This is a genomic window from Brevundimonas intermedia (assembly GCF_027922165.1).
Lineage (GTDB): Bacteria > Pseudomonadota > Alphaproteobacteria > Caulobacterales > Caulobacteraceae > Brevundimonas > Brevundimonas intermedia.
Genome location: NZ_BSFD01000009.1, coordinates 51,859 through 71,366, shown reverse-complemented (window position 1 = coordinate 71,366; position 19,508 = coordinate 51,859). Strand labels below are relative to the sequence as shown.

21 protein-coding genes are annotated in these 19,508 nt (G+C 67.0%); 9 read left to right on the top strand and 12 right to left on the bottom strand.

Annotated features, from left to right (window positions below; all coding sequences use genetic code 11):
• Positions 1-38: 38 nt before the first annotated feature.
• From PKE72_RS11850 to PKE72_RS11840, 3 genes are all read right to left on the bottom strand, one after another.
• Positions 39-1,457 carry a methyl-accepting chemotaxis protein gene (locus tag PKE72_RS11850; protein ID WP_271165585.1) on the bottom strand — a complete coding sequence of 473 codons (1,419 nt, stop codon included), beginning with the start codon at positions 1,455-1,457 and terminating at the stop codon, positions 39-41.
• A gap of 108 nt (positions 1,458-1,565) precedes the next feature.
• Positions 1,566-2,321 carry an endonuclease III gene (gene nth / locus PKE72_RS11845; protein ID WP_271165584.1) on the bottom strand — a complete coding sequence of 252 codons (756 nt, stop codon included), beginning with the start codon at positions 2,319-2,321 and terminating at the stop codon, positions 1,566-1,568.
• On the bottom strand, positions 2,318-3,619 hold the full coding sequence (locus tag PKE72_RS11840; RefSeq protein ID WP_271165583.1) for a flavin monoamine oxidase family protein: 1,302 nt from the start codon (positions 3,617-3,619) through the stop codon (positions 2,318-2,320). The genes nth and PKE72_RS11840 overlap by 4 nt, the downstream gene beginning before the upstream one ends.
• Before the next feature lie 121 nt (positions 3,620-3,740).
• Here PKE72_RS11840 and PKE72_RS11835 point away from each other — a divergent pair, with 121 nt between their 5' ends.
• The 6 genes from PKE72_RS11835 (at position 3,741) to PKE72_RS11810 (ending at position 8,943) form a co-directional block, all read left to right on the top strand.
• A complete protein-coding gene (locus PKE72_RS11835; RefSeq protein WP_271165582.1) occupies positions 3,741-4,841 on the top strand; it encodes an HlyD family secretion protein in 1,101 nt (366 codons plus the stop codon).
• Positions 4,838-6,448, top strand: a complete 1,611-nt coding sequence (locus PKE72_RS11830; protein ID WP_373878097.1) for a DHA2 family efflux MFS transporter permease subunit — start codon at positions 4,838-4,840, stop codon at positions 6,446-6,448. The genes PKE72_RS11835 and PKE72_RS11830 overlap by 4 nt, the downstream gene beginning before the upstream one ends.
• Positions 6,448-7,062 (top strand): TetR/AcrR family transcriptional regulator, encoded by a 615-nt coding sequence (locus tag PKE72_RS11825; RefSeq protein ID WP_271165581.1) that lies wholly within the window; start codon positions 6,448-6,450, stop codon positions 7,060-7,062. The genes PKE72_RS11830 and PKE72_RS11825 overlap by 1 nt, the downstream gene beginning before the upstream one ends.
• A 26-nt stretch (positions 7,063-7,088) precedes the next feature.
• Positions 7,089-7,862 (top strand): creatininase family protein, encoded by a 774-nt coding sequence (locus PKE72_RS11820; protein WP_271165580.1) that lies wholly within the window; start codon positions 7,089-7,091, stop codon positions 7,860-7,862.
• Between the two features lie 41 nt (positions 7,863-7,903).
• Positions 7,904-8,332 (top strand): phasin, encoded by a 429-nt coding sequence (locus PKE72_RS11815; RefSeq protein WP_271165579.1) that lies wholly within the window; start codon positions 7,904-7,906, stop codon positions 8,330-8,332.
• 278 nt (positions 8,333-8,610) lie between these two features.
• Positions 8,611-8,943 carry a hypothetical protein gene (locus PKE72_RS11810; protein ID WP_271165578.1) on the top strand — a complete coding sequence of 111 codons (333 nt, stop codon included), beginning with the start codon at positions 8,611-8,613 and terminating at the stop codon, positions 8,941-8,943.
• Between the two features lie 442 nt (positions 8,944-9,385).
• Here the strand turns inward: PKE72_RS11810 and PKE72_RS11805 are convergent, their stop codons facing one another.
• The 7 genes from PKE72_RS11805 to PKE72_RS11775 form a co-directional block, all read right to left on the bottom strand.
• Positions 9,386-9,712, bottom strand: coding sequence for a hypothetical protein (locus PKE72_RS11805; RefSeq protein WP_271165577.1), 327 nt, complete (start codon positions 9,710-9,712; stop codon positions 9,386-9,388).
• 101 nt (positions 9,713-9,813) lie between these two features.
• Entirely contained in the window at positions 9,814-10,695 is an 882-nt protein-coding gene (locus PKE72_RS11800) for an AraC family transcriptional regulator (protein ID WP_271165576.1), read from the bottom strand.
• Between the two features lie 406 nt (positions 10,696-11,101).
• Positions 11,102-11,716 carry a MarR family winged helix-turn-helix transcriptional regulator gene (locus tag PKE72_RS11795; protein WP_271165575.1) on the bottom strand — a complete coding sequence of 205 codons (615 nt, stop codon included), beginning with the start codon at positions 11,714-11,716 and terminating at the stop codon, positions 11,102-11,104.
• A 114-nt stretch (positions 11,717-11,830) separates the two neighbouring features.
• A complete protein-coding gene (locus PKE72_RS11790; protein ID WP_271165574.1) occupies positions 11,831-12,481 on the bottom strand; it encodes an inner membrane-spanning protein YciB in 651 nt (216 codons plus the stop codon).
• A gap of 1 nt (position 12,482) precedes the next feature.
• On the bottom strand, positions 12,483-13,418 hold the full coding sequence (ftsY, locus tag PKE72_RS11785; protein WP_271165573.1) for a signal recognition particle-docking protein FtsY: 936 nt from the start codon (positions 13,416-13,418) through the stop codon (positions 12,483-12,485).
• 59 nt (positions 13,419-13,477) lie between these two features.
• Positions 13,478-15,139: a DNA-packaging protein gene (locus PKE72_RS11780; protein WP_271165572.1), complete on the bottom strand. Its 1,662-nt coding sequence runs from the start codon at positions 15,137-15,139 to the stop codon at positions 13,478-13,480.
• Positions 15,140-15,298: 159 nt separating this feature from the next.
• Positions 15,299-15,619, bottom strand: a complete 321-nt coding sequence (locus PKE72_RS11775) for a 2Fe-2S iron-sulfur cluster-binding protein (RefSeq protein WP_267515239.1) — start codon at positions 15,617-15,619, stop codon at positions 15,299-15,301.
• A gap of 78 nt (positions 15,620-15,697) precedes the next feature.
• On the opposite strand from PKE72_RS11775, the gene PKE72_RS11770 reads away from it, so the two are divergent.
• The 3 genes from PKE72_RS11770 (at position 15,698) to PKE72_RS11760 (ending at position 18,182) form a co-directional block, all read left to right on the top strand.
• Positions 15,698-15,871, top strand: a complete 174-nt coding sequence (locus tag PKE72_RS11770) for a hypothetical protein (RefSeq protein ID WP_271165571.1) — start codon at positions 15,698-15,700, stop codon at positions 15,869-15,871.
• Positions 15,872-16,056: 185 nt separating this feature from the next.
• Positions 16,057-17,199, top strand: coding sequence for a ParB/RepB/Spo0J family partition protein (locus PKE72_RS11765; RefSeq protein ID WP_271165570.1), 1,143 nt, complete (start codon positions 16,057-16,059; stop codon positions 17,197-17,199).
• A gap of 32 nt (positions 17,200-17,231) precedes the next feature.
• A complete protein-coding gene (locus PKE72_RS11760) occupies positions 17,232-18,182 on the top strand; it encodes a hypothetical protein (protein WP_271165569.1) in 951 nt (316 codons plus the stop codon).
• On the opposite strand, the gene PKE72_RS11755 is transcribed toward PKE72_RS11760, so the two are convergent.
• Entirely contained in the window at positions 18,164-18,994 is an 831-nt protein-coding gene (locus tag PKE72_RS11755) for a DNA adenine methylase (protein ID WP_271165568.1), read from the bottom strand. The genes PKE72_RS11760 and PKE72_RS11755 overlap by 19 nt on opposite strands.
• A gap of 76 nt (positions 18,995-19,070) precedes the next feature.
• Positions 19,071-19,502, bottom strand: a complete 432-nt coding sequence (locus PKE72_RS11750; RefSeq protein WP_271165567.1) for a gamma-glutamylcyclotransferase family protein — start codon at positions 19,500-19,502, stop codon at positions 19,071-19,073.
• Positions 19,503-19,508 lie beyond the last annotated feature (6 nt).

The following is a 19,508-nucleotide window of genomic DNA, read 5'->3' as shown; positions in this document are numbered from 1 at the left end:
GCGGCGCCGGCGACCAAACGCGGGCGAACGGGCCCGCCCTAGGCGGCGAAGGCTTCGATCCGGGCCTGGGCCTGGCGGATCGGCGCGGGCGCGCCGCCCTCGCTGACCTGGAACCGGCCCACCAGCTGCGCGAGATCGGTCGCTTCCTGGCTGAGGCTCAGGCTGGCGGCGGTCGATTGCTCCACCATCGCCGCATTCTGTTGTGTGACCTGGTCCATGTCGTTGACGGCGCTGTTGACCTCCGCCAAGCCCATCGACTGTTCCTGGGTCGAGGTGCGGACCTCGGCCATCAGCTGGGTGATCTCGTTGATGCGCTCGGCGATCCCGGCCAGGACGTCGCCGGATTCGCGCACCAGGGTGACGCCGTCCTTGACCTGCACCCCGCTGGCGGAGATCAGGGCCTTGATCTCGCGCGCCGAGTCCGCCGACCGCTGGGCCAGGGCCCGGACTTCTGACGCCACGACCGCGAAGCCGCGACCGGCCTCGCCCGCGCGCGCCGCCTCGACCCCGGCGTTCAGAGCCAGAAGATTGGTCTGGAAGGCGATCTCGTCGATCACCCCGATAATCTGGCCGATCTGGTCCGAGGATTTCTCGATCTCGCCCATGGCCGATATGGCGCGCTGCACGACCCCGCCGCCGGTCTCGGCCTGAAGGCGGGTCTGGCTCACCACGGCGTCCGCCGCCTGGGCGTTTTCGGCCGTCTGACGGATCGTCACCGTGATCTTGTCCAGGGCTGCAGCCGTTTCCTCCAGACTGGCGGCCTGTCTTTCGGTCCGCCGCGACAGGTCCTCGGACGCGCGGCTGATTTCGTTGACCCCGGATTGCATCGAAACCGCATTGCCGCGGATGTCGCCGACCGCCTGATCCATCGCCGCCAGGGCGCGGTTGAAGTCCTCGCGCAGCGAGGCATAGACCTTGGGGAAGTCGTCGCCGATCCGGTAGGACAGGTCGCCGTCCGCCATGGCCGACAGGGCCCGACCCGTCCCCCGGAGCACGGCGGCCTGAACCTCCGCCGCCTCATGGTCGGCCTCGGCGCGGCGCTCACGCTCCGCCTCGGCGGCGGTGACGTCCGTGGCGAATTTGACCACCTTGTAAGGTTTTCCATCGACGTCGAAGATCGGATTATAGCTGGCCTCGATCACGGCGCGGGCCCCGCCCTTGCCGTAACGGACGAACTTGTCGGCGATGAACTCGCCGGAGTTCAGCCTTCTCCACAGCGTGGCGTAGTCGGGCGAGGCGGCCTCGACGGGGTCCATGAAGATGCGGTGATGGCGCCCCTGAACCTCGTCCAGCCCATAGCCCACCACGGCGAGAAAGTTTGGATTGGCCTTGATGATGGTTCCATCCAGCCCGAACTCGATCACCGCCTGGGACCGCTGGACCGCCGCCATCGTGCTGCGAAGTTCCGAAACCTCCCCGTTGTCCTCGGCGGAACGTTTTCGGAAGATCGACTTCATCAGGGGTCTCGCGCGCAAGCTTGGCGCTTAAATTAGTCCGCAACCCTTACCAAGGGCCGACTTTTCGTTCGCGAGTGAAACGAACTCCAACGCCCCGCGCCGTTCCCGCTAACCCGCCTCCCCCAGCGCCATCAGCCCCGCCCGCGACGGGCACAGGTCGGCGATGACACAGGACAGGCATTTCGGCTTGCGCGCCGTGCAGGTGTAGCGGCCGTGCAGGATCAGCCAGTGGTGCGCCTTGGGCAGCCATTGGTCGGGCACGACCTTGAACAGCTGGGCCTCCACCTTGTCCGGCGTCCCCGCATTGGCCAGGCCCAGCCGGTGCGAGACGCGGAAGACATGGGTGTCCACGGCGATGGCGGCCTCGATCCCCAGCTCGTTCAGCACCACAGAGGCGGTCTTGCGCCCCACGCCGGGCAGGGCCTGCAGATCGCTGCGGTTCAGCGGAACCTCGCCGCCATGCTTCTCCAGCACCAGGCGGGACAGGGCGATGACATTCCTCGCCTTGCCGCGATACAGGCCGATGGAGGCGATATAGGGGACCAGGCCTTCCTCCCCCAAAGCCAGCATCGTCTCCGGCGTGTCGGCGACCTGGAACAGCCGGTCGGTGGCCTTGTTGACGGCGACGTCCGTGGTCTGGGCCGACAGGGCCACGGCGACCACCAGGGTGAAGGGGTTGGAGAAGTTCAGCTCGGTCTTCGGCTCGGGCATGATCCCGGACAGCCGCTCGAAAATGGTCTCGACCCGGTCCTCGTCCGGCGGCCAGCGCAGCACCGGAACGGACGCCCCGGTCATGACCGCCGGGCGTTTCGGGCCGGGTTTGAGCGGCTTGGCGGCGGGTTTTCGGGCCTTGGTCGGCTTCATGCCTCGCTGTCGCCGTCGTCGCCGCGCGGGTCAAGGCCCAGGCTTATCAGGGCCGCATCCGCCGCCCGCTCGCCCTCCATCCAGGCGCCGTGGGCCGTACCGTAATAGACCGGCGCCGTCGCCTCGCCGGCCAGGAAGATCCGGTCCTCGACCGCAACCCGCAACTTGGCCCGGTCGCCCGCATGGCCCGGCAAGGCGTGGGAATAGGCGCCGCGCGACCAGGGATCGACGCCCCAGTTCGACACCGCCACGGCCTCCAGCCTGCGCCGCAGGTTCGACCCCAGGGCCGCAACCAGTTCGGACACGGCGAAGTCGACCAGGGCGGCGGGCCCTTCAGCCTCCAGCCCCCAGGCCAGTCCGGCGCCGAAATAGGCCTCGATCATCGGCCGCCCGAACGGCCGCAGATGATAGCCGCCGGTCTCGGCGGTGTCGGTCCGGGTCCACAGCTGGGTGTCCGGCTGGAAGTCCCCCGCGCCCCGCATCGTCATATGCACCTTGGACGCCAGGCCCAGGGGCACGCCCGCCGTCGCCTCCAGCCAGGCCGGAACCGGCGGGTCGATCCGCACCGCCTCGGTGGCGATCAGACTGTTGGGAACCGTCAGGATCACGACCCGCGCCGTCAGCTCGCCCCGGCTGGTCTCCAGCCGCAGCAGAGGGCCGGACCGGTCGATCCGACGCACGGCGCAGTCGCGCACCACCGCGTCCGCTGCCGCCTCGCCCAGCCGGGCGATCAGTCGGCCATAGCCCTCGCGCACCCGCCAGTTCACCCCGGTGTCGCCATAGGCGTCGTAGTCCAGACTGGACACCTCGGCGAACCGCGCGCCGTTCAGGGCGCCCGAGATGGCGTCCATCCGGGCGTTCCAACGGCTGTCCGGATCGAAGAAGTCGGACGCGGGCCGGTCCTCACCTCGCGCCGCCGCCTCGGTCACGCGCTGATCGAAGGCGGCGAAGGCCTCGCCGAACGCCGCCTGGTCGGCGGGCGTCATCTCGTGATCGAAGGCCTGGGTCCGCCACGGCGGCGGGGTCTGGTCCAGGGTCAGGCCCTCGGCCTCCACCCGCCCGGCCAGGACATTGTCGTCGGCCGAGTGCAGCCAGCCGCACCCCATGTCCAGGCCCTCGCCCTCGACCCGCGCCGTCCAGGCGCGGCCGCCGACCCTGTCACGGGCTTCCAGCACCAGAACGGACAGGCCGGGCCGCATCAGCCGCCGCGCGGCGGCGATCCCCGCCGCCCCCGCGCCGATGATCGCCACATCGACCTGGGACGGCAGCGGATGGGAGGCGGAAACACGATCGATCATGGGCAGGGAAATACACGAAAACCACGCGTGATCCGGCATTTGTCGATTGGATATTGATTTTTGGACGGCGACGTCCATTTTAGCCCCGCTTCAAAACGCCGCACCCTCCCCCGGATGTCCCATGTCGCCTGAACTGAAGAAACGCCTGCCGCTGTTCGCCGCGGTCCTCGTCGGTATCGCCCTGATCGCGGGCGGGATTGTCTGGTGGATGAACGGCCAGAGGTGGGAGAGCACCGACAACGCCTTCGTCCAGGCCGACACCACCCTGATCAGCCCCCAGCTGGCGGGCCGGGTGACCGAAGTCCTGGTCGGCGACAACCAGCGGGTCGAGGCCGGTCAGGTCTTGGTCAAGCTGGACGACAGCGACCAGCGCGCCGAACTCGCCCGCGCCGAGGCCAATCTCCAGGCCGCCATCGCCGCCGTCGGCAATGTCGACGCCCAGTCCGCACAGGAACAGGCCGCCATCGCCGCCCGCGCCGCCGCCGTGACCCAGGCCCGCGCCCAGGCCGGCCTGGCCCGCGCCGAGGTCGACCGCTACGGCAAGCTGGCCCAGCAGGGCTGGGTCTCGCAGCAGCGGATCCAGACCGAACGCGCCGGCGCCGCCACCGCCGACGCCAGCGTGCAACAGGCCCAGGCCGCCCTGGTCGCCGAACAGCGCACCGCCGGTGTGCTGGGCTCGACCCGCGAACAGAGCGTCGCCGCCGTCGAACAGGCCCGCGCCGGGGTCGAGACCGCCCGCATCGCCCTGGAACGCACCGTCATCCGCGCCCCCATCGCCGGCGTCGTCGGCGCCCGCAGCGTCCGCCCCGGCCAGTACGTCAACGCCGGGACCCAGCTCCTGTCCATCGTGCCCCTGACCCAGACCTATGTCGTGGCCAACTTCAAGGAGACCCAGCTGGACAAGATGCGTCTGGGCCAGACGGTCGAGATCTCGGCCGACGCCTTCCCCGGTCGCAAGATCGAGGGCCGGATCGACAGTTTCGCCCCCGCCACCGGCTCCGAGTTCGCCCTGATCCCGGTTGAGAACGCCACCGGCAACTTCACCAAGATCACCCAGCGCGTCCCGGTCCGCATCGTCGTCAGCGGCGCCGATCGGGGCCTGGCCCTGCGCCCCGGCCTATCGGTAGACGTCAAGGTGGACCTGAAGAGCGAGGGCGGCCAGAGCTTCGCCGAGGCCGCCGTCGGCGCCCAGATGGCCGCCAACGAGGCGCCCCGCCCGTGACCGCCGTCGCCCCTGCCGCAAACGGCGGGGCCCCTTCCGACGCCAAGGGCCCCGTCGCCGGCCATCCCGAGATCAACTGGACCATGCTGCTGCTCGGCTTCGCCGGCATGGTGGTGGGCCAGTTCATGGCCATTCTGGACATCCAGATCGTCGCCGCCTCCCTGCCCCAGATCCAGGCCGGGGTCGGCGCCTCGGCCGACGAGATCAGCTGGATCCAGACCGCCTATCTGATCCCCGAGGTGGTGATGATCCCCCTGTCCGGCTTCCTGTCGCGACTGTGGGGCACCCAGCGGCTGTTCCTGGCCTCCTGCGCCGGCTTCGTCCTGATGAGCATCGCCACCGGCCTGTCGACCTCCATCGACATGATGATCCTGTTCCGGGCCATCCAGGGCTTCGTCGGCGGGGCCATGATCCCGACCGTCTTCGCCGTGGCCTTCACCGCCTTTCCGCCGGACAAGCGGGTCACGGCCAGCGTGGTCATGGGGCTGATCGTCACCCTGGCGCCGACCGTCGGCCCGACCCTGGGCGGACACCTGACCGACTGGCTCAGCTGGCGCTGGCTGTTCTTCATCAATGTCGCGCCGGGCCTCGTGGTCCTGTTTCTGGTCGGCCGCTACGGGAACTTCGACAAGGGCGACCCGTCCCTGGCCAAGGGGTTCGACTGGTGGGGCCTGGGCTTCATGGCGACCTTCCTGATGAGCATGCAATATGTGCTGGAGGAAGGCTCCAAGAACGACTGGTTCGACGACACCTCCATCCTGTTGCTGTCGGTGGTCGCCGCCGTGGCCGGGCCGATCTTCATCTGGCGCTCCCTGGCCTATCGTCAGCCCATCGTCGAGCTGCGCGCCTTCGCCAACCGCAACTTCCTGGTCGGCTTCATCATGACCTTCATCGTCGGCTTCGCCCTGTACGGCGGCACCTTCCTGTTGCCGTTGTTCCTGGGTCGGGTGCTGGACTATTCGTCGTCCCAGGTGGGCACCACCATGATCGTCTCGGGTCTCGCCATGTTCGCCACCGCCCCCTTCGCCGGGCGGCTGGTGCGCAAGATGGACGCGCGGATCCTGATGTTCGGCGGCTTCATGCTGTGCGCCTGGGGCATGTGGGAGGCGCGGGTCGTCACCGACGACTGGGGCTTCTGGGAGTTCGCTTCGGTCCAGGCCTTCCGCGGCGTCGGCGTCATGCTGGCCATGATCGCCTCGCAGCAGGTGACCATGGCCACCCTGCCGCCGCATATGGTCAAGAACGCCTCGGGCCTGGTCAACCTCGCGCGCAATGTCGGCGGCGCCTTCGGCCTGGCCATTCTGAACACCAGCCTGACCACCAACACCGCCGTCCATATCGGCGAACTGACCAGCGGCATCGCCCAGGGCGACCAGGCCATGCGCAACATGATGGCCGGCCTGGCTCAGAGGTACGCCGGCGCCATCGACCCGGCCGCCTCGGCGATGAAGGCCGTCTATGGCATCCTGCAGAAACAGGCCACGACCATGGCCTTCGGCGACGCCTTCGCCCTCTTGGGGATCATGTGCGCCGGGGCCGCCTTCGTCACCCTGCTGGCCCAGCCGGTCAAGGCCCAGCCGGGCGCGCCCCCGTCGGACGCCCACTGATGGCGCGCCGCAGAGGCCAGATCGACGAGAAGAAGAGCGAGGCCATCCTCGACGCCGCCGCCACCCTGTTCGCGGACAAGGGCCTGGCGGCCTCGATGGACGAAATCGCCCGCGTCGCCGGTGTCTCCAAACAGACGGTCTACAACCGTTTCGCCTCCAAGCTGGAGATCGCCCGGGCTATGGCGAACCAGAGGTCCGAGGCCATCGTCGCCCCGCTGAAGTCCGCCGGCGCCCCCGCCGAGGTGCTGGAGGCCCTGGCCCTGATCCTGCTGGAGCGCATCTGCCACCCGGACAAGGTCGGCTCGATGCGCGGGGTGATGCTGATGTCGACCGAGGCGCCCGAGATCGCCCAGGCCGTGTACGAGGCCGGGCCCCTGCGCAGCCTGAAACTGCTGGCGGCCTGGCTGGCGGACCAGACGCGCGCCGGCCGGCTGAACGTGGCCGACCCGGACGAGGCGGCCGAGATGTTCTCGGGCCTGGTCCTGGGCCACGGCCATCTGCGGGCCATGCTGAACGTGCCCCAGATCGACGCCGACCGCCGCCTCCGCCGCGCCCGCGAGGCCGCCCGCCTCTTCGTCACGGCCTATGCGCCAACCGTGGATCGCGCTAGTTGAGACCGGTCGCGTAAAGGAGTTCGCCCATGCTGATCCACCTGTCGTCCTGGCCCGAGATCGACGCCCGTATCGCGGCGGACCAGCCCCTGTCGAAGACGGTCGTGGTCCCCATCGGCTCCAACGAGCAGCACGGGCCGACGGGCCTGCTGGGCACCGACTGGCTGTGCCCCGAGATCATCGCCCATGAGGCCGAGCGGTCGGACGCCGCCCTGATGGTCGCCCCCACCTTCAACATCGGCATGGCCCAGCATCACCTGGCCTTCGCCGGCACCATCAGCCTGCGCCCCTCCACCTTCATGGCCGCCATCACCGACTGGGTCTCGTCGCTGAGCCGGCACGGGTTCGAGCGGATCTATTTCCTCAACGGCCACGGCGGAAACGTCGCCACCATCGAGGCCACCTTCTCGGAAATCTACGCCGAGTGGAGCTTCGTCGAGGACGAACCCCCGTTTGTTCTGAAGCTCAAGAACTGGTGGGACCTCCCGGGCGTCCAGGGCCTGTGCAACGAAATCTTCCCCACCGGCCACGGCATGCACGCCACCCCGTCCGAGATCGCCGTGACCCAGGCCGCCTATCCCGACCGGATCAAGACGGCGGAATACGCCCCCAAGATCGCGCCCAGCGGCCCGATCCGCGACGCCCTCGACTATCGCGCCCGCTTCCCCGACGGCCGCATCGGCTCCGACCCCGCCCAGGCCAGCCCCGAAAAGGGCCGGCGGATCATCGACCTGGCCGTGCCCGCCCTGCTGTCCGACGTCGCGGCCTTCGCCGCCGAAGTCCGGCCCGGAGAGACGTCCTGACCCGCAAAGCCCGCTCGCCGGCTGTCCTGACTCCGGCCGTCTTGGGCGCCGAACTCCTGTCCGCCTCGGCCGAGGTCATCGCCGCCCGCACCACCCTGATGGCCCAGGGCCTGACGGACCCCAAGGGCCAGGACCCGGTCGAACTGGCGCTGATGAGCTCGGAAAAGACCGAGGCCATGGCCGCCTCCGCCGCCGCCCTGACCGCCAGCGCCGGCGCAGTCGGCGAACGCCTGAGCCGCGACGCCCTGGACGAGGGCGCACGCGCCCTCCACGCCGCGACCGAAATCGCCGGCGCCCACACCCCCGCCGAGGCCGCCCAGGCCCAGCTCCGCTACGCCCTAGGCTGGTGGAGCCGCGCCGCCGGCCAGGCCCAGACCCTGACCGCCGAACTGACCCAGGCCCACACCGACGCCCTCACCCCCATCCACAAGACCGCCGTCGCCAACGCGAAGCGGTTGAGGAAGTCGTAGGGCGAAACCGTCTCCTCCCCACACAGTGGGGAGGGGGACCGCGCGCAGCGTGGTGGAGGGGCTCTCAACGCCCCCCCGCTTCGTCATCCTCGGGCTTGACCCGAGGACCGGACGCCGATCGGGCGCTGCGTCAGGATCATCGCACAAGCGGCGGACCGCTCGGTCCTCGGGTCAAGCCCGAGGATGACGGGGTGGGGTCCAAAGGCGGACATTGCGAAGGGCTGTTTGGGGTGGAAAGCTGACATTGACCGGTGATGGTCATCGCATACTGTCAAAGCATGATCGACAAGCACCTCTTCCGTTTCGGCTTCGAAACGCCCAATCAGTATAGGAACAACGCCGCGCGTGGATTTGACGACGAGGACAGTGTCGCCCTTTGGATCGTCAGCAGCACCCCTGCGGAAGCCCTCCAGTGGGGCGAGACTGTCGCGCAAGCCTATGTGGCTTGGCTTTTCAGCAGCGAGCAGACGGAAGGATATTCTTGGCGCGACCTCGGTTTTTCCAACTGGGTTGAGGCTGACCTCACCGTTCTGGAAGCAGCGAAAACGGATAACTCACTTCCGGTCGTCAGGCTCGGAGAGATGCCTGACTTCGAGAGCCTCGCGATGTGATTAGAATGTCCGAAATGGGTCGGACCACGACATCGACACCAGCGCGGAAAGCGGACATTGGCCCCAAAGCCCAAGAGCGGACGCGCCAAAGTTCAGCTATGGGTCGGTTTGCGAAATCGGCTCCTGATCACCTAGCAGACGCTGCCGCGCCCTAGTATCCTCCCCGCTTGCGGGGAGGGGGACCGCGCGTAGCGTGGTGGAGGGGCTCTTAACTCCCCCCGCTTCGTCATCCTCGGGCTTGACCCGAGGACCGGGCGCCGATCGGGCGCTGTGTCAGGGTGATCGCACAAGCGGCGGACCGCTCGATCCTCGGGTCAAGCCCGAGGATGACGGTTTGGGGTTCTGTCGAACAATGCGTCGTCAGCCCAAAAGCAGGCGACGCCAAGGGATGTTGGTGCGGTCGGCGGCAGTCCTACAACAGCGTTTCCGTCGCCAAGTTCGCTCACATCCGCTTCCGAGACTTGGGATTGCGCGCCAGTTTACTGATGCCCCACAGAAAGGCAGGCAATGGCAACCAAAGAAGTGCGAACATCGCTATAGCGGGCACGCTCCCGTCGAGCAGCAGCTTCGGACTATTCCACATCCACGGCAGCAGGCATTTGCGATGGCAATGGACACCGTATGCTTCTGGCCAGCCAATTTGGCCCGAGACCCAAACTTCGGAGAAGCTCCAAATCGACACAAACAGCACCGTGCCGACGATCATCGTCCAGTAACGAGCTGGGCCGACCTTCTTCAAATATGCTCGCTGCTCATCAAGCCATTTCATGGGCTGACGTTATCGTAATGACGTGAGAATGGGGAGCGAGGAAGGTCCGCAGCGGTTCGATTTGTGAAACTGCCGCCAGCCCCGAACCCCGGCCTCTCCCCTCACCTCAGCGGCAAGAACAACTCCGCCGCCGCCCCCATCTCCGGCTCCCCCACGAACAGCCGCTGGCAATAGATCGGAAAGTCCCGCATCTCCTCCCCGCTGGCCGGCAGCCACTCGCGGTACAGATACAGGGCGGCGGGCTCCAGATTATGGGTGTCGCCGGTGACGCGCAGCACGGCGCACCGCCCGCCGGGGATTTCGCCCGCCTTGACCGACGGGTCCTCAGCCTCCACCCGCTGACCGGGGTTCAGGCCGACGCACAGGTCCATCCGATAATCAGCCGGGTCGGCGGGGCGCCGTTCCGAATGCCAGATGTTGAAGGTCGGATGGGTCTGGGGCGACAGGCCGGCGGCCTTGCGCCAGGCGATGAACCGCTGGACCGTGGCGTCGATGGTCGCGGGATCGCCCCGATGTTCGAAGATCGCTGCGCGGATCGGGGGCGTCTCGCGGATCGTCACCTGATCGGGGGTGAAGGTCGTGGGCATGAGCCTGCTCCTGGCTGAGTTGAGCGGCCCGAAGGCCTGAAGCCACGGCGCCCAGTCGGGCGATTTCCGGAAATCGGACGGCGACTGCCGAAACCTCTGGCGAAAGGCGCGGGCGAAGGCGTCGGGCGTCTCGTAACCGGCGTCCAGGGCGATGTCGGTCACGCTGGCCCCCTGTTCGTCCGCCAGCCGCTTGGAGGCCTGTCGCATCCGCGCCAGCTGGACATAGCGGTGCAGGGACAGCCCGAAGGTCGCCTTGAATTGCCGGTGGAAATGGAATTTGGAAAAGGCCGCGACGCCGCTGACCGTCTCCAGGTCCAGATCGCCGTCCAGATGCCGGTCGATATGATCCAGCACCCTCAGCATCCGGGCATGATAGTGGTCCAGCGCCGTCGTCATCGTCCTCATCCGTCGTGATGGGCCCAGATTGGCGCCCGCCCCCGTCGCGCGCTCGCCCTATCTTGCGGTTTGAAACGGGGTGCGGACCCCAGCGCCGCTGAGGGAGAAATCCGCCCCCGCCTCGTCATCCTCGCCCTTGTGGCGAGGATCCATACGCCCGGTGTGTCCGCAGGGCGCACCCCCTTCGAACACCGGGCGTATGGATCCCAGGGACAAGCCCTGGGATGACGGTTTGAGAATTGCGAGCGGAAACCTAGGCCTAGTTCATCGCCGTCTCCTCCCCACACCGTGGGGAGGGGGACCGCGAAGCGGTGGAGGGGCTCTTGACGTCCCACAGGCGTCACACGGCGAGCGCCGTACCCCCGTCATCCTCGCAACGCGTCCGAGGGCGTCGGCCGGGCGCCGATCAGGCGACCTCGACCACCTTCAGCTTGGGCTTCTTGGCCTTGGCGGCCTTGGCCGGGCGGACCGCCTTCTTCGCGGCCTTTTCGGCCTTCTTGGCTTCCTTCTCGGCCAGTTTCGCGGCCTTCTTGGCGGCCTTGGCCTCGGCCTTGGCGGCGTCGGGGGCGGCGTCGGCGGCGGCGGCCAGTTCGGCCAGCTGGCTCAGGAAGACCTCGCGTTGGCCCTTGGGCAGCAGGGCCATGATCCGCTTGTCGGCGGCCTCGACCAGCGGCCGGGCGGCCTCCAGACGGGCGGCGCCCTCCGTGGACAGACGAACCGCCTTGGCGCGGGCGTCCAGGGTCGAGCGTTCGCGCTCCAGCAGGCCCTTGGCGGTCATGCGGGTGACCAGATCGGCCAGGGTGGAACGGTCGATGCCGGTCATCCGCACCAGTTCCGTCTGGGTCAGGCCGGCCTTCAGCGAGGCGGCCTCGAGAACCGCGAACTGGCGCTGGGTCAGGCCGTCGGCGCCCGTTTCCTCGGAATAGATGTCCAGCGCCAGTTGCAGCGCGCGGTGCATCAGATGGCTGGGCGAGGTGGCCAGAGGCCCGACCTTGCGCAACGCCTTGCCCGACTTGACCATATCGACCGTCCCCCGATTGTCTTTCGTCCGCACGCGTACCAGCGGCGCTTTACGATTTGACGCGAGAAGTATGTCGGTTACGCGACATTTTGTCTGTGCGCTACCGCGCTTCCATCACAGTCCAGTGTCGGGCGAGACCGGGCCGGGCTCTTCGTCCTTGGTCATGTTGCGCATGATCAGCGGCACCTGCGACAGGCCGAAGACCGAGGCGGCGATCCACAGAACCCCGCGGAAACCGGTCCAGACGTCGTTCGGATTGGGCGTGTCGCGGCCCAGGGCGTGCCAGATGGCGGTCACGGCGGCGGGGCTGCGGAACACCTCGTTCAGCACGGCCACGGCCAGGAAATACAGGCCGTAGCGCAGGGTCAGGGTCCGCCAGGCGGCGTCATTGACCTTGATGGCCGAGCCCAGCAGGGCCTTGAACGGATATTTCTTCAGCGGGATCGAGCCCAGCAGCACCACCGCCAGCAGGCCGTTCTGCACCGTCAGCTTCAGCTTCACATACAGGTCGTCGTGGGTGAAGACGGTCAGCAGGCCGAACACCAGGGCGAACAGGCCGGTGATCAGCGGCAGGGGCGCGAACCGCCGCTCGACCGCATAGCCGGCCCCCAGCGCCAGGGCCGAGGCCCCCACCAGCACCCAGGTCGCCAGGATCATGTCCCGCGTCACGAAATAGCTGATCATGAAGGCGGCCAGGGCGCCGAAATCCACCAGCTGGCGGATCCACTGGCGGTTCTTGGTCTCGGGGGCGGATGTCTCGGTCATCTCAGTCTTCCAGTCCCACCAGCGAGCGGGCGAAGGCGCGGGCGTCGAAGGCTTGCAGATCCTCCACCCCCTCGCCCACGCCGATCAGCATCAGGGGCGCGTCGGACGCCTGGGCCACGGGCACCAGCACCCCGCCCCGCGCCGTCCCGTCCAGCTTGGTCATCACAACCCCGGTGACGAAGGCGGTGCGGCCGAAGATCTGTTCCTGGGCCAGGGCGTTGCGCCCCACCGTGGCGTCCAGCACCAGAAGCGTGTCGTGCGGCGCCTCCGGGTCCACCTTCTTCAGCACCCGCACGATCTTCAGCAGTTCGTCCATCAGGGCCGACTTGTTCTGCAGCCGCCCGGCCGTGTCGATCAGGACCACGTCGAACCCCTCGGCCCGCGCCTTGGTATAGGCGTCAAACGCCAGGCCCGCCGCATCCGCCCCGTCCCGCCGGCTCTCGAAATCGGCCCCGGCCCGGTCGGCCCAGACCTTCAGCTGTTCGCGGGCGGCGGCGCGGAAGGTGTCGCCGGCGACGATCATCACCTTGGCGCCCTTGCCCGTCAGGTCGGCGGCGATCTTGCCCAGGGTCGTGGTCTTGCCAGAGCCGTTCACCCCGACGAACAGCACCACATAGGGTTTGGGCCCCTTCAGCGGATCGAAGGTCGCCTGGCGCGGCGCCAGTTCGGCCGCCACCGCCTCGGCCAAAGCCTCCTTGACCTCGCGCTCCTGGGCGTCCTTGCCGAACTTCAGCGCCCGGAACCGGTCGACGATCCGCGCCGAGGCCGCCGGCCCCAGGTCGCTTTCCAGCAGATGTTCCTCCAGCTGCTCCAGCGCCGCCTCGGACAGGGGTTCCTTGACGAAGCTGGCGACGACCTGGTCGGTCATCTGTTTGGAGGAGCGCGAGAGCCCCGCGGACAGGCGCTGGAACCAGCCCTTTTTCGGCGTATCGTTCATGGATCAGGCTCTAGCGCGCCCGCCGCCGCCCGTCACGCGCCAATGGCGGGGTCATGGGGCTACAAGACCCTGAACCACGGCCCCTCCCCCTCCTCCCCCAGCATCAGGTCGGTCAGGGCCCAGACCAGGGCATCGGCCCGGTCCAGACTGCCCGTCTCGTCCCCGCCCAGGGCCATCAGCTCCTCCTCCAGGTCGCGGAGCCGGCCCAGGTGCGTCACCCGCCCCTGTTCGTACAGGGCCGCCACCGGCTCGGCCCGCATCCGCTTGCCGCGCGTGGCCCGCACCTCGCGCACCACCACATGGGGCTCAAGCGTCTTCAGCACATGGGCCACCATGTCCCCGCCCTGATTGACCTCGGCCACGATGGCCCCGGCCCCGAACTCGGCGGCGCAGGCCAGGGCCCGCCGCGCCCAGCCGTCGGGGCTCAGCCCCCGCATCGACCGGTCGGCCAGGACATAGGCCTGGGTCCCCACACGCCCCGCCGCCACGATGCCGCAGGCGTCGCCCCCCGGCGTGGTGGTCGGATCGATCGCCACCACCACCCGGTCGAACCGCGCCGGCGCCGCTCCGCTATCCAGATTAGCCCGCGCCAGATCCTCCGCCCGGAACAGCGCCCCTTCGACGTCGAGGATCAGCCCCTCCATCTCCTGCGCCGCCCGCCGCGTGCCGCCGTACAGAGCCTCCAGCCGCGCGATCACCCCCGGCGCCAGGTTCTCGGCGTTGTCCCGCGTCGGCGCATGGGTGGTCACGCACCCGGCCTCGGCCCGCAAGGCCTTCAGCGCCGCCATCGGCCGGGGCGTGGTCGTCACCACCAGACGCGGATCCCGCCCCAGCCTCAGCCCCAGGCGCAGCATGGCCAGGGTCTCGTCCGGCCGCGCCCAGGCGCAGAATTCATCGGCCCAGGCCCCGGCGAACTGCGGCCCGCGCAGGCTGTCGGGGTCCTCGGCGGAAAAGGCCCAGGCCTCGGCCCCGCTCGGGAACACCAGCCGCCGCCGCGTCGATTCATAGACCGGCCGCGCCCGCCCCCGCCAGCGCGGCAGGGCCATGATGCCGCTGGGCCCGCCGATCATCACCTCGCGCACATCGTGCAGGGTCGCCCCCACCAGGGCCAGCCGCCCGCCGGGCCCCAGCCGCTCGGCCTCGTCCGCCGCCCACGACGCCCCCGCCAGGGTCTTGCCCGCCCCCCGTCCGCCCAGGAACAGCCAGGCGGACCAGGCGTCCTCCGGCGGCTGCTGCGCCGTCCTCAGCACCAGCTCCGGCCCCGGCTCCGCATCGTCGCCCAGCCCCGCGGCATCCGGCATCCCCAGCGCCTTGGCCAGCGACATCCCCGCCCAGGGGCCGAACCGCACGGCGTCCATGCCCACGAACCGCTTGGCCCGCAGCAACCCGCCCATTTCCGGCAGCCACCCCTCCCGCGCCGCCAGGGCCGCGCGCGCGTTCAGCGTCGCCATCGTCGCCTCGGGCTTGTCGGGATCCCAGTCGAAGGCCAGGATTTCGCACCGCTTCAGCCCCTCCGCCGCCGCGGCCGTAAAGGCGGGCGGCGGCGTCCCCGCGCGCTGATAGCGATAGAAGCCGCGCCGCCGCATCTGCGAACTCAGCGTCACCTCGTGCAGCCCCAGCTCCTCGGCGATCTGCTTGCCGGTGACGCTGTGGTCATTGGCGTAGCGCGGCCCGATCTCCTCGTTCCACACCTTGTCCGTGAATTTGCTCTTGCCTGTCATGCGCCCAGTATTCGCGCACCCGCACCTCAGGCGCGCAAATCGGCCCTCGCGCGCCTCAAGCCGCTGAAGTCCCAGACTTTCGATCGTCCAGTTATAAGCGCTGGACCGCCCAACCCATCACAAGTCGGGCCATCCTAAGTGGGACGAAGAACCCGCCGATCAGTGCTGGTTCTGCGGCAACCGCACCACCAGGCCGTCCAGCGCCTCCGACACCCGGATCTGGCACGACAGCCGGCTGTTGGGCTCGACCTCTTCGGCGAAGTCCAGCATCGACTCCTCCATGGCCGAGGGTTTGCCCGCCGCCTCGCGCCAGGCTTCATCCACATAGACATGGCAGGTGGCGCAGGCGCAGGCCCCCCCGCAATCCGCATCGATCCCCGGCACATTGTTCCGGATCGCGCCCTCCATGACAGAGAGCCCCGGTTTCACGTCAACGACGTGCTCGGTTCCGTCATGCTCGATATAGGTGATGCTGGCCATGCGCCGCTCATATCAAGCCGGGGCGTGGGCGCAAGGGCGCTCATCGACGGGGCAGACGCTCCATGGCATCCTCCCGCCATGACCGACAGGCGCAAGATCCCCGCCGCCCCGCCCGCGCCCACTTCGGCGGAGCCCGGCGAGGTCATGACGGAAACCCCGGCCCATTCAGACTGGAGCAGCCGCCTGCTTGCCTTGGAAGGCCGCGCGCCGCTGGACCTAGATGTAGACGACCTGCGCCGGGACGGCCCATAGACTGATTGAAACGGCAGGTTTGATCGCCGCTGACACCTGCGTGGCCTCGAGAGAAGGGCGCTCCGAAAGGCATAGATCGCCCGCGCCGTGTCGGACGGGGCTGTTGACTTAGAATTTGCGAAAGGGCCATAGAGCCCACATCGCCCGGATAGCACTGAGCTCTGCGGTTGAGCCAAGGACACAGCATGGCTGAAGGTAATATTCACCTTCCACCGATCGGGGAGGCCCACAAGGTCCCGGTTGAACTCCTCGATTTCGATCAGAACAATCCGCGCTTCACGCCGGACAAAGAACCGACAAGCGATAGCGACAGCGCGGTAGTGGCCATGCTGGCTACCTCCGCGGATTTGGCCGAGCTGGTCCAATCAATCTCTACGGCTGGCTACATAAACATCGAGCCGCTTATCGTTATTGAGCGCGGCGGGCGGTTGGCCGTCCTGGAAGGCAACCGGCGGCTCGCGGCAGTGAAAGCCCTTAGAGATCCCGAGCTGGCCAAGGCGGCGCGAGTATCTGTTCCCCCGATCACGCGAGAGAAGGCTGAGACGTTAAATCAGCTGCTTGTCTTTCGTGTAGCGCACGAGGACGACGCCCGGGACCTGATCGGGTTCAAACACATCAACGGCCCTCAGTCTTGGGATGCATTCGCCAAAGCAAGGTTTGCCGCCCGATGGCTAGCTGATGAGCAGAAAAAACCAGGCCAGAGCGGCATGAACTTGCAGCAGATCGCCAGCCGCATGGGCGACCAGCACATGACGATGCACCGGATGGTCGCAGCCCTACACGTGCTGAACCAGGCCGAGGAAAACGGTGTTTACGACATTGGAGACAGAAAGAAGAAATCGTTCAGCTTCTCTCACCTTTATACAGGTCTTTCCTACGAGGAGTTCACAAACTACCTCGGAATGCCTCGCCCTGATCGGAGCGCGGATCCGGATAACAACCCGGTACCGGCGGACAGATACGACGAATTGCGCAATCTGCTGACTTGGCTTTATGGCTCGAAGGATCGTGACATCGAGCCGGCGGTGAAGAGCCAAAACCCGGATCTGGGTCGACTACGAGAAGTGCTGGCGTCCCCCGCCGCCATTCGCATCCTTGCCGAGCGGAATGACCTTAACGAAGCGATCATTACCGCAACGCCGGCTGATGTTCGTTTCCAGCGCCACCTCATCGCGGCAAACGCTGAGTTGTCTCACGCGCTTTCAACCATGGAAGGCTTTGACCCAGTATCGCAGCCGGAGCTCCAGACAATCGCGGAATCAGCAGCCCGTCGAGCATCAATGGTCAAACTTCAGGTCGACGCGGCCGTCACAAGCGTGCCGAAATAACGCGGATGGCCGGACCGATCGATGCTCCCACCTTGAGCCTGAAGGTGGACGACCTCGTCGACTGGCTTGAGCTGGCGGCGTTGTTCGACGAATTCCACGTTGCTCGGGTAGACGCCCTAATCGGGTCTCTGCTTGAGCAGGAGGAAACACCTGAAGATGATATCGGCGAGCGCGACAAAAAGCGCGAGCAACTCGTTGAAGAGTTGGAGAACGAGGTCGAGAAGCGGCGCCAAGCGCTTGGCCCCACTTATCCCTTTCAGCTGTCGGACGCAGGCGACGAGCTGATTGCCAATGGAGAGTGGCGAGACACCCAGTTTGCGTTTTACCTCATCTGCCTTGTTGCTGCCCACGTCACTGGATCAGAGATCCTGCTAGCTCCGCCTGCTGGCCAGATGTTGACCACCCTTCGGAACCAGGTTTTTCAGATCATCGCGACACTCGGCCTTGCCGGGCTAACCCGCGGACCCGCCTTCAGCGTTGGCTGGCCGAGACAGCAGGGCGAAACCATTATCGCTTTGCTGACACGAGCGGCCGCTGCAGGTGGCGGTTTCACCGTGAGAAATCCGCCGGGACAGTATACTCCACCGCAAGAGAAGGACGGCGGCGTAGATGTCATCGCTTGGACACCAGGGGGTAGGCCCCCGCCTACGGCCTTCTTCTTCGGCCAAACGGCGAGCGGGAAAAACTGGACCGATAAGCCCGTCGCTGACCACGCACGGACATTCGAACGTGCCTACATGCAGGACTTGATGACGGGCAACCTATCCCACGTTACCGTGATCCCCTATCGCGTCCTCGACGAGCGCGATTGGAACCACCTTCATCAATTTCACCGCGCTATACTTGATCGCCTTCGGCTACCGCTGTGCGCATGGGAAGGACTACAGCTTGGTCTCAACGGCGTCGCAATTGATGGTGCAGATCGTGTCGATGAACTACGTAATTGGCTCGGGGATTTTTACGATTACGCCAAGGCGGCCTGATCGTTGATTAGAACTTCGCGCTCCTTGCGCTTGTTTTGAAGGCTGTAGGTTACCGCCAAGTCCGTGATGATCTGACGATCATACAATTCTCTGATTAGAGGATGGTCATCATAAGTGAGGACCCAATGCGGCAGCTTCCCGTCCTGAAGCATATCGCTAAGAGCGATGTGCTTCCCATCGTTCATCGCGTTCAGATAGAGCCGCCCCCCCGCTGTCACGTAAGGCGGATCAACAAAGAACAACGTCCGATCAATTTCGAGCCGCGAGGCCGATCTTGAGAGGAAGGTCAGCGCATCTTCATGGGTGATATGGATGCGCTCCCGCATCGAGCCCAACCAGCGAACGCGATCCGATAACGCCTCTCGATTGAAGCGAGCGTCAATTTTCCAGTTGCCGCGTTGATCGTACCCCCCAATCGGGCCAGCTCCCACGACGATACCCGACCGGCTCGTGCGGTTCAGAAAGAAGGTCGCGAAACCCAGTTCGAAGTTTGGCTCCGTGGAAGTTTGAACGAGGTCTCGACATGCATACCAAGTCGGCATGTCGACCGGGGTTTTCATAATCTCCGCAGCAAAGCGGTCAGGCTCATTCAAGATCGCCTGCCACGCGGCAAACACCTTAGGATCGGCGTCGTTCAGGTGAATCTCGCTGGCTGCGTCAAGTTTCAACAGGATGACAGCCGCTCCGGCCCCACCACAGAATGGTTCGGCATAGAAGCGCTGACCATCAGGCAAAGACGCGAGCCGACCCAGCAGATACTTATACAAGAATGCTTTGCCGCCCGGATAGCGGAACGGAGAGATCGAACGCATCGTAGGAATGCCCTGTTCCGATGCCACTATATCTGCCTCGCCACGCTCTGTTCGACGGCCCGAAAAACCAGCGCCGCTAATAAGGCGACAATATCACTGCGTTGCCCCTGAGGTCGACTCCCTCCGCCGCCACATAAACCCACGCCTCCGCCCCCGCCTCCGTCGTCACCCGCACCCGGCGATAGGCCTCGCCCTCATAGGCGTCGGCGGCGGTCAGGTGGGCGGGGGTCAGGGGGTAGAGGCGGCCGGGGACGGGCGGGGCTTCGGCCGTCGTCGGGACCAGGATCGGATAGTGGGTCAGGCCGGTCTCGGCCGCGATCTGGGGGGCGTCGACGGTGGGCCCGTCGATGGGGGGATCTTCGACGGGGATGTGCGACAGGCGAAAACCGCTCAGTCGGTCCGGGGCGCCCGTTCCAGGGTGGGGCTCCAGAACGTGTCCGAAGACGGCCGTCTGGACCGCCGGGTCCTGCAGCGTGCCATAGGCGAACAGCAGGACCTCAGCGGTCATCGGGGC

What these genes read in the sequence shown, in the direction of transcription:
- PKE72_RS11755 (WP_271165568.1), bottom strand. Translation starts at nt 18,994, where the DNA reads ATGCGTTCGATCTCTCCGTTCCGCTATCCGGGCGGCAAAGCATTCTTG.
- PKE72_RS11765 (WP_271165570.1), top strand. Translation starts at nt 16,057, where the DNA reads ATGGCTGAAGGTAATATTCACCTTCCACCGATCGGGGAGGCCCACAAG.
- PKE72_RS11750 (WP_271165567.1), bottom strand. Translation starts at nt 19,502, where the DNA reads ATGACCGCTGAGGTCCTGCTGTTCGCCTATGGCACGCTGCAGGACCCG.
- PKE72_RS11795 (WP_271165575.1), bottom strand. Translation starts at nt 11,716, where the DNA reads ATGGTCAAGTCGGGCAAGGCGTTGCGCAAGGTCGGGCCTCTGGCCACC.
- PKE72_RS11810 (WP_271165578.1), top strand. Translation starts at nt 8,611, where the DNA reads ATGATCGACAAGCACCTCTTCCGTTTCGGCTTCGAAACGCCCAATCAG.
- PKE72_RS11825 (WP_271165581.1), top strand. Translation starts at nt 6,448, where the DNA reads ATGGCGCGCCGCAGAGGCCAGATCGACGAGAAGAAGAGCGAGGCCATC.
- PKE72_RS11805 (WP_271165577.1), bottom strand. Translation starts at nt 9,712, where the DNA reads ATGAAATGGCTTGATGAGCAGCGAGCATATTTGAAGAAGGTCGGCCCA.
- PKE72_RS11770 (WP_271165571.1), top strand. Translation starts at nt 15,698, where the DNA reads ATGACCGACAGGCGCAAGATCCCCGCCGCCCCGCCCGCGCCCACTTCG.
- PKE72_RS11780 (WP_271165572.1), bottom strand. Translation starts at nt 15,139, where the DNA reads ATGACAGGCAAGAGCAAATTCACGGACAAGGTGTGGAACGAGGAGATC.
- PKE72_RS11800 (WP_271165576.1), bottom strand. Translation starts at nt 10,695, where the DNA reads ATGACGACGGCGCTGGACCACTATCATGCCCGGATGCTGAGGGTGCTG.
- PKE72_RS11850 (WP_271165585.1), bottom strand. Translation starts at nt 1,457, where the DNA reads ATGAAGTCGATCTTCCGAAAACGTTCCGCCGAGGACAACGGGGAGGTT.
- PKE72_RS11835 (WP_271165582.1), top strand. Translation starts at nt 3,741, where the DNA reads ATGTCGCCTGAACTGAAGAAACGCCTGCCGCTGTTCGCCGCGGTCCTC.
- PKE72_RS11840 (WP_271165583.1), bottom strand. Translation starts at nt 3,619, where the DNA reads ATGATCGATCGTGTTTCCGCCTCCCATCCGCTGCCGTCCCAGGTCGAT.
- PKE72_RS11775 (WP_267515239.1), bottom strand. Translation starts at nt 15,619, where the DNA reads ATGGCCAGCATCACCTATATCGAGCATGACGGAACCGAGCACGTCGTT.
- ftsY (WP_271165573.1), bottom strand. Translation starts at nt 13,418, where the DNA reads ATGAACGATACGCCGAAAAAGGGCTGGTTCCAGCGCCTGTCCGCGGGG.
- nth (WP_271165584.1), bottom strand. Translation starts at nt 2,321, where the DNA reads ATGAAGCCGACCAAGGCCCGAAAACCCGCCGCCAAGCCGCTCAAACCC.
- PKE72_RS11820 (WP_271165580.1), top strand. Translation starts at nt 7,089, where the DNA reads ATGCTGATCCACCTGTCGTCCTGGCCCGAGATCGACGCCCGTATCGCG.
- PKE72_RS11790 (WP_271165574.1), bottom strand. Translation starts at nt 12,481, where the DNA reads ATGACCGAGACATCCGCCCCCGAGACCAAGAACCGCCAGTGGATCCGC.